At 65.6% G+C, this 6,878-nt stretch carries 6 protein-coding genes; 4 read left to right on the top strand and 2 right to left on the bottom strand.

All coding sequences use genetic code 11. From position 1 onward, the window contains the following. Nucleotides 1–158: 158 nt before the first annotated feature. Nucleotides 159–824, bottom strand: a complete 666-nt coding sequence (locus tag MKK51_RS01190; protein ID WP_243974480.1) for a metallophosphoesterase family protein — start codon at nucleotides 822–824, stop codon at nucleotides 159–161. Continuing rightward, on the bottom strand, nucleotides 821–2,962 hold the full coding sequence (locus MKK51_RS01185; RefSeq protein ID WP_243974479.1) for a helicase-related protein: 2,142 nt from the start codon (nucleotides 2,960–2,962) through the stop codon (nucleotides 821–823). The genes MKK51_RS01190 and MKK51_RS01185 overlap by 4 nt, the downstream gene beginning before the upstream one ends. A gap of 482 nt (nucleotides 2,963–3,444) precedes the next feature. On the opposite strand from MKK51_RS01185, the gene MKK51_RS01180 reads away from it, so the two are divergent. The 4 genes from MKK51_RS01180 to MKK51_RS01165 are packed head-to-tail and all read left to right on the top strand — an operon-like array spanning nucleotide 3,445 to nucleotide 6,650. Next, a complete protein-coding gene (locus tag MKK51_RS01180) occupies nucleotides 3,445–4,611 on the top strand; it encodes an acyl-CoA dehydrogenase family protein (protein ID WP_243974478.1) in 1,167 nt (388 codons plus the stop codon). Beyond that, nucleotides 4,608–5,195 carry an SAM-dependent methyltransferase gene (locus tag MKK51_RS01175; protein WP_243974477.1) on the top strand — a complete coding sequence of 196 codons (588 nt, stop codon included), beginning with the start codon at nucleotides 4,608–4,610 and terminating at the stop codon, nucleotides 5,193–5,195. Before MKK51_RS01180 ends, MKK51_RS01175 begins: the two co-directional genes overlap by 4 nt. 16 nt (nucleotides 5,196–5,211) lie before the next feature. After that, nucleotides 5,212–5,913 carry a cytochrome b/b6 domain-containing protein gene (locus MKK51_RS01170; RefSeq protein WP_243974481.1) on the top strand — a complete coding sequence of 234 codons (702 nt, stop codon included), beginning with the start codon at nucleotides 5,212–5,214 and terminating at the stop codon, nucleotides 5,911–5,913. After that, nucleotides 5,910–6,650, top strand: a complete 741-nt coding sequence (locus tag MKK51_RS01165; RefSeq protein ID WP_243974476.1) for a molybdopterin-dependent oxidoreductase — start codon at nucleotides 5,910–5,912, stop codon at nucleotides 6,648–6,650. The genes MKK51_RS01170 and MKK51_RS01165 overlap by 4 nt, the downstream gene beginning before the upstream one ends. Nucleotides 6,651–6,878 lie beyond the last annotated feature (228 nt).

The following is a 6,878-nucleotide window of genomic DNA, read 5'->3' as shown; positions in this document are numbered from 1 at the left end:
TCATAACCTGAAGGTCACAGGTTCAAATCCTGTCCCCGCAACCAAATTCCCAAACATCACCACACACACAAAAGCCCGCAGCGTACACACGCCGCGGGCTTCAATGCGTCTGTCCAGAACAAACTCAGCGCGAGCGAAGCGTTCTCTCACGGCATCCGTCACATGCCGACCTGAAGGAACTCGATCGCCGGGCCGGCTTCACCCGTGAACACACCTGCGGTGAGGCGGCATCCAAAGACACAGGCCGTATCGATATTCGTTCGGAACGGACGAACGTCCGGCCTGCCGGTCTTCTGGGGTGTGTGGCCGTGGACGACGTGTTTGCCGAAATCGAAATCCTCGGTGAGGAACGGCTTTCGGATCCAGAGCCTGACCTCCACGTCCGGGTCGATGCCCGTCCTTCCGCGGCGAAACCCGGCATGGACGTAATAGCGCCGCTCATCCTCATGGACCGTGTCGAGGCCGGACATCCAGTTGAGTGCATCCCGCGGCAACTCCTCCGGATCGTGGATACCGAAGGAGGTCAGCGTGCTTCGACCGCCATTTTCGAGCCAAGCGGCCACACCGAAGGGCTTTTCGTAGGCGTCGAGCAGCATGCGCTCGTGATTGCCCATGAGAAACGTGGCTCTTTTGCCTTCCGTCCGGTCGAGATCCTGAAGGATCCGAAGGACGCCGGCACTGTCCGGTCCGCGATCGATGTAGTCGCCCAGAAAAACGAGACGGTGGTCGCGACCAGCGCCATGACGCGCGATCTCCATCAGGAGGCGCTCCAGGGCATCGGCGCAGCCATGAAGGTCGCCGATGGCGTAAGTCAGATGAGTCATCGCACTCCCGGCCGCGACCGGCGGCGCTCGGCCTTGCGGGTCGCCGTCTCTCGCAGATGGTTCTCGATGACGGCGTTGGCCCGGCCGCGCATGACACGGATCTGCTCGTCGTCGTCGAACGTTTCGGGAAAGCGGCGTGACAGCCAGAGATAAGCGCTCGCCAGCCGCACCGACCGCTCCTGATAATCCAGCTCTCCGCCGAGATTGGCACGCAGTGCCGGAACGGTCGTGCCTGTGGCTCGAGCCTGCGCCCAGCGTTCCAGCATACCGATGGCGATCTCATCGCGCCGGTTGACCGGGCAGACCGAGAACGCGAACTTTTCCTCGATCGGCAGGGCGGCGCGATCGATGACCTTTGCCACGTCGAGGATTTCGTCGAGGGCGGAGGGCTGGAACGGTGAGCCCGCATAGAAGGTCGAGCGCGCGAAATGCGTCATCACCTCGCGCAAGCTCACCGTGCGCATCTCCTCGGCGACGGAGCGGATCGCGATGAGATCGGGCCGCACGAAGAAGCGTGTATCGGCGGCCGGCGCCGTCGGGGCTCCGGCGAGCGCGGCGCGGATCGGTTCGATCCCGACGGCGTCGGTGGCGGCGACGTAGCCGACATCCTGATGGCCGAAACGCCCGGCGCGGCCGGCGATCTGACGGATCTCGGAATTCGTCAGGGCACGCTCGCCGACGCCGTCCCATTTGCGGGTCGCCGAGAAGACGATGCGTTTCAAAGGCCCGAGATTGAGGCCCATCCCGATCGCATCGGTGGTGACCAGGACGGTGGCTTCGCCCGTCCGGAAGCGCGCCGCTTCCGCCCGTCGCACTTCCGGAGACAGAGCGCCGTAGATCGTCGCCACGCTGTGTCCGGCGGCGACGAGGATTTCACGATTCTCATGCACCGCGCGCCGCGAGAAGGCGACGACCGCATCGCCCGGCTCGACGTCTTCGAGGGGGACGGGCTTGTCCAGAAGGACGAGGGGCGTCTTGCGAACGAAGGTGATGACGTCCAGCGATTCGTTGGCCGCCTCCGCCGCGCGTCGGACGGCGGCGAGCGCATCGTCGGAACCGCAGACGATGACGGTCTTCGCTGCGATGCCGAAGAGGGCGTTGGTCCAGGCCCAGCCGCGGTCGGGATCGGAGAGCATCTGGATCTCGTCGATCACGGCGACATCGACGGGCCGGATCAGATCCGCGGTCTCGATGGTCCGCGATGTGTGGGTGGGCCTGTCATCGCCGAGGATCTCCTCGCCCGTGACCATCCCGGCCTTGAGGCCGCGCTCGGCCAGCCCTTCATAATTCTCGAGGGCGAGGAGCCGCAGCGGTGCGAGATAAGTTCCTGTCGGGGCCGCCGCAAGCAGTTTCAGGGCCGCGTAGGTCTTACCCGAGTTGGTCGGGCCCATGTGAAAGATGATGCGCCGGCCGAGGCGCCGGGCAACCGTGAACTTCTCGATGTAAGCCCCGAACCCGACCTGATCGCGCAGGCGGCGCAGACGGGAATCCTCTTTCGCGACGACCTTGGCGCGCTTGCGCACCGGGGCCAGGGTATCGCTCATGGAACGGCCGAGATTCGGCCCGGCATGGAACACCCGTGAGCGGAGGGAGCGGTCCATGCGGTCGATATAGGTGACGGCGTCGGCACCGACCTCGCGCAGATCCCCGGTGATCGCGTCCCTGAGACGGTCGATGGAGGAATGGAGCGTCCGTCCGGTCCGTGCGGTGATCTCGGCCACGGCGGGTCGCAACGTCTCGATGCGCCAGGTCGGGTCGTTGCGCTCCGCCATGCCGGCGACGATCTCGCCGGCGACGCCCTCCAGGGGCACCTCGACCCGCACGTCCAGACGGTTGCCATCGAGGAGCGGCAGCAGCACGCGGACCCGCCAGAGGAGGGTATCGTTCTCGGCGACCGTAACTTTCAGTCCGGGGACGCTCTTGCTCACCGCCGCGGCGCCTGTCCTGGCGAACGCGCTCTGTGCCTTCATGCGCCGCAGCGCCTTGCCGACACGCGCATCCTCGGCATAGCCGCCGAATTCCGGAAGATCGAGGTGAAGCCGCAGGGCCTCGATGTCCACGGACCGCGGCGGAAGACCGAGACGGGCGACGACGTCCTTGAGGATATCGACGGTGGGCTGAGCGCGCTTTCGCGCCATGGGCAATCGATCCTGGAAGCCGTTCGTGGAACCGCGTCGGCCCGAAACCTCCCCGCGGGCGAACGCGAGGTGAGGGATGAGCCATCGCGACGCTGCCCGATCTCAGGGCCGCCGCCTATCCCGGAAATGGGGATAAGGCTGCATTTTTACACAGGCGAGGGGAATCGCGACGGGAAGACACGATTTGGCTCGGTTGAGTTGAACCGGCCGAAGGTTTCGCCGGTTATCATCGCAATTCACGGCCTTTTCCGCGACCGACCGGAAGATTTTGCACACTCGTCATTTACCGTCCTGATCGCCTGCTTCTGATGTTTTTGTATCAAGATCCGGAGCTCACCGTGCGCGATGGAAGAGGAAGCGTTCGCATCGCCGAATGTCCGCGCTGGTACGCCGCGCGATTCAATGCAGGATGTACTCTATCTGCCCCACAGGTCCCGCGTCATGAGTGACCCGCATGACGGCGCGATGGCCGCCCGGAGAGGATGAACAGCGTGGACCAGCCGATACGGGTCGCCCACAGCAGCTTCGATGCCGCGGATGCAGCGAGGATGGCCGCACGGGCCGCCGCCGCACGGGCGGCCGAGCATGACCATGACGGCGGGTTCCCGGCAGCCGATATCGAGCATCTTCGCGCGCTCGGCCTGCTCGCCGCGCCGATCCCGCGGGACGACGGAGGCGCCGGTCTCGGCGAGGAACCGGGTGCCTCGGATCTCTGTGACGTGCTGCGCATCATCGGGAGCGGAAGTCTGGCGCTGGGTCGAGTCTACGAGGGCCATGTCAATGCCCTCCAACTGGTTGCCCGCTATGGCGACGCCGCCCAGCGCGCCCGGCTCTTCGCCGATGCGCAACGGGGGCATCTCTTCGGTGTCTGGAACACGGAGCCGGCGGATGACGGGCTGAAGCTCGTCGAGCAGCCCGGCGGCTATCGCCTGAGGGCCGGTAAGATCCTGGCATCCGGCGCCGGCTTCGTGACGCGCCCCCTGGTCACCGCCCGCACGATCCCCGGAGACCGCGCCTTCATGGTGGTGCCGGAGCTTGCCCCCGGCACGCGGGCCGATCTGTCCGGTTGGCGGGCACACGGAATGCGGGCTTCGGCCACGGGAACGGTGGATCTGACCGGTCTCGAGATCGGAGAGGACAGTCTCCTGGGTGAGGCGGATTCCTATTCCAGGCAACCGCATTTCTTTGGCGGCGCCTGGCGTTTCGCCGCCGTCCAGCTCGGGGGGATCGAGGCCGTGCTCGATATCTGGCGCGACCACCTCCGCCGGACCGGCAGAGGGCACGATCCGCACCAGTCGGCGCGGCTGGGGGAGGGGCTCGTCGCCACCGAGACCGCCCGCCTCTGGGTGGAGCGCGCAGCGCGCATCGTCTTCGAGGACGATCTCCAGCCTGAGCGGATCGTGGCCTATGTTCACCTGGCGCGAACCGCCGTCGAGGCCGCGGGACTGGCGGTGCTGCAGCTCGCTCAGCGCTCCGTGGGGTTGCAGGGCTTCCTGCGCGATCACCCCCTCGAACGGGCCTCCCGCGATCTTGCCACGTATCTGCGTCAGCCGGCGCCGGATTTCGCGCTGACATCCGCCGCGCGGTATGTCCTCGGTGACACTGGGCCCGCCGGCGATCTCTGGCGCGATTCCGGAGATACGCCATGATCCGCCACTCGCAGACGATGCCGCCGGATTATTTCGAGAATCGCTATACCGACGATCCCGATCCCTGGCAGTTCACCACCAGTCCTTACGAGGCCGCCAAATATGCGGCGACCTTGGAGGTGTTGCCGAAGCCGCGTTACGCGTCGGCGCTGGAGATCGGCTGCTCCATCGGCGTGTTCACCAAGGCCCTGGCATCCCGATGCGACGCTCTCGTCGCCGTCGACACGGCGGAAAAGGCCCTCGAACAGGCGCGCGCACGCTGTGAATCGCTCCCGCATGTGCGGTTCGAGCGTCTGCACGTTCCCGGCCAATGGCCGCAGGGCGGGTTCGACCTGATCCTGATCTCGGAGGTCCTCTACTTCCTCGACGCCAGTGACATGTCGCATCTCGCCAAGCGTATCCTCGATGCCCTCGACCCCGGCGGGACGATCGTCCTCGCCCACTGGACCGGGCTCACCCATTACCCGCAAACCGGGGATGAGGCGTCGGACATGCTGATCGGCATTCTCGATGGGGCCATCCGCATCGCCCATCACAGTCGCACCGACCGGTACCGGCTCGATGTCCTCACCCGCATCAGCTGAAACCGTCCCGGTCGAGATGGGCGCAGGGCCGAAGAGCGGTTCGACCGTGTTCCGGCATCCGGCCTGGCTGAGATTGACCCATTGGATCAATGCCGCGGCCTTCCTTGTCCTGCTGGCGAGCGGAATCGCCATCCTTCTCGCCCTGCCGCGCCTGTTCTGGGGAGAGACGGGTGCCAACGACGCGCCGGCATGGATCGAACTGCCGCTGCCGGTGAACCTGGAACAGACCGGCTGGGGCCGAAACCTCCATTTCCTCGCCGCCTGGATCCTCGTGATCAACGGTCTCGCCTATCTGCTGCTCATCCTGGCGAGCGGACATCTCCGCAGGAGCCTGATGCCGGATAGGGATCAACTGTCCGCCCGGCATCTCGCGCGGGAAATCGGCGATCATCTCAGGCTGGAGAAGGCGCGGGGCCGGGAAGCCCTCCGCTACAATGCCCTGCAGAAATTCGCCTATCTCGGCGTGGTCCTGATCCTGTTTCCCCTGATGGTCCTGACCGGGCTGACCATGTCGCCGGGGTTCACGACCGCCTTCCCGGAGCTCTTCACCCTGTTCGGCGGCCGCCAATCCGCACGGACGATCCATTTCCTGGTGGCCGGCCTGCTCGTCCTCTTCCTGCTCGTCCACGTGATGCAGGTCTTCGTCGGGGGCGCCGGCAACCTCCTGCGCTCGATGATCACCGGGCGTTTCAGCATTCCCTCGGAGAAGGAACGATGACCGAGGTTTCCCGGCGACGCCTTCTGACGGGCTCGGCCAGCGTCGTCGGAGCGGGTGTCCTCGGCGGCTGCGACGCGCCGGCGCTGAGCCGCTTGGCGACCCCCTACGATTGGAGCAATGGGCTGACCTTCGCGGTCCAGCGCTGGCTTCTTCGCCGACAGCCCCTGGCTCGTGAATTCGGGCCGGACGCGATCTCGGCCATCTTCCCGACCATCAACACCACCGATCCGGACGATCCCGGCTACAGGACATCGAAGCTGGTCGGTTTCACCGACTGGAAACTGCCGGTGACGGGACTCGTCGAAAGGCCGGCGGCTTTTTCCCTGGCCGACCTCAAGGCGATGCCGGCCAGGACGCAGATCACGCTGCATAGCTGCGAACAGGGGTGGTCCGCCATCGCGGGTTGGACGGGTGTGCCCCTGGCCCATCTCCTCGCCCATGTCGGGTTGAAGCCTGAGGCCCGTTTCATCGTGATCCGCAGCGTCGATGGCTGGTGGGACAGCTACGATCTGTTCGATGCGCTGCACCCGCAGACGATCCTTGCTTACGGCATGAACGGAGGCGATCTGCCCATCGCCCATGGTGCACCGCTGCGCCTGCGGGTCGAGCGGCAGCTCGGCTACAAGAGCCTGAAATACCTGACCCGGATCGAGGCCGTCGAGCGCGTCGATGGCTTCGGGAAGGGGAGGGGGAGCATGGTCGCCGAGCTCGGTTTCCCCTGGTACGCGGGGATCTGAGCGGCTCGCAGTCGGGAACGACTGACCTCGGGTTTCAACGCCCTCTGTCATCGGCGTGTCGTTTTAGGTGTTGACGTGTGATCTGTTGGTCCGTATATCGCTGTTCATCGGCGGCGGCCAGCGGGGACTTCGGTTCGGCGGGCTGGCGTTGTTGTCTTTTCTGGCAGCGAGTGGATGGATGATCTGGCTGATTGGCTGGGTGATCGTCTGTTTTTGTTGTCTGGGTGT

It is taken from the genome of Methylobacterium sp. E-045 (genome assembly GCF_022829685.1).
Classification (GTDB): domain Bacteria; phylum Pseudomonadota; class Alphaproteobacteria; order Rhizobiales; family Beijerinckiaceae; genus Methylobacterium.
This window is presented reverse-complemented; position numbering and strand designations above follow the sequence as displayed.

What these genes read in the sequence shown, in the direction of transcription:
- MKK51_RS01190 (WP_243974480.1), bottom strand. Translation starts at nt 824, where the DNA reads ATGACTCATCTGACTTACGCCATCGGCGACCTTCATGGCTGCGCCGAT.
- MKK51_RS01180 (WP_243974478.1), top strand. Translation starts at nt 3,445, where the DNA reads ATGAACAGCGTGGACCAGCCGATACGGGTCGCCCACAGCAGCTTCGAT.
- MKK51_RS01185 (WP_243974479.1), bottom strand. Translation starts at nt 2,962, where the DNA reads ATGGCGCGAAAGCGCGCTCAGCCCACCGTCGATATCCTCAAGGACGTC.
- MKK51_RS01175 (WP_243974477.1), top strand. Translation starts at nt 4,608, where the DNA reads ATGATCCGCCACTCGCAGACGATGCCGCCGGATTATTTCGAGAATCGC.
- MKK51_RS01170 (WP_243974481.1), top strand. Translation starts at nt 5,212, where the DNA reads ATGGGCGCAGGGCCGAAGAGCGGTTCGACCGTGTTCCGGCATCCGGCC.
- MKK51_RS01165 (WP_243974476.1), top strand. Translation starts at nt 5,910, where the DNA reads ATGACCGAGGTTTCCCGGCGACGCCTTCTGACGGGCTCGGCCAGCGTC.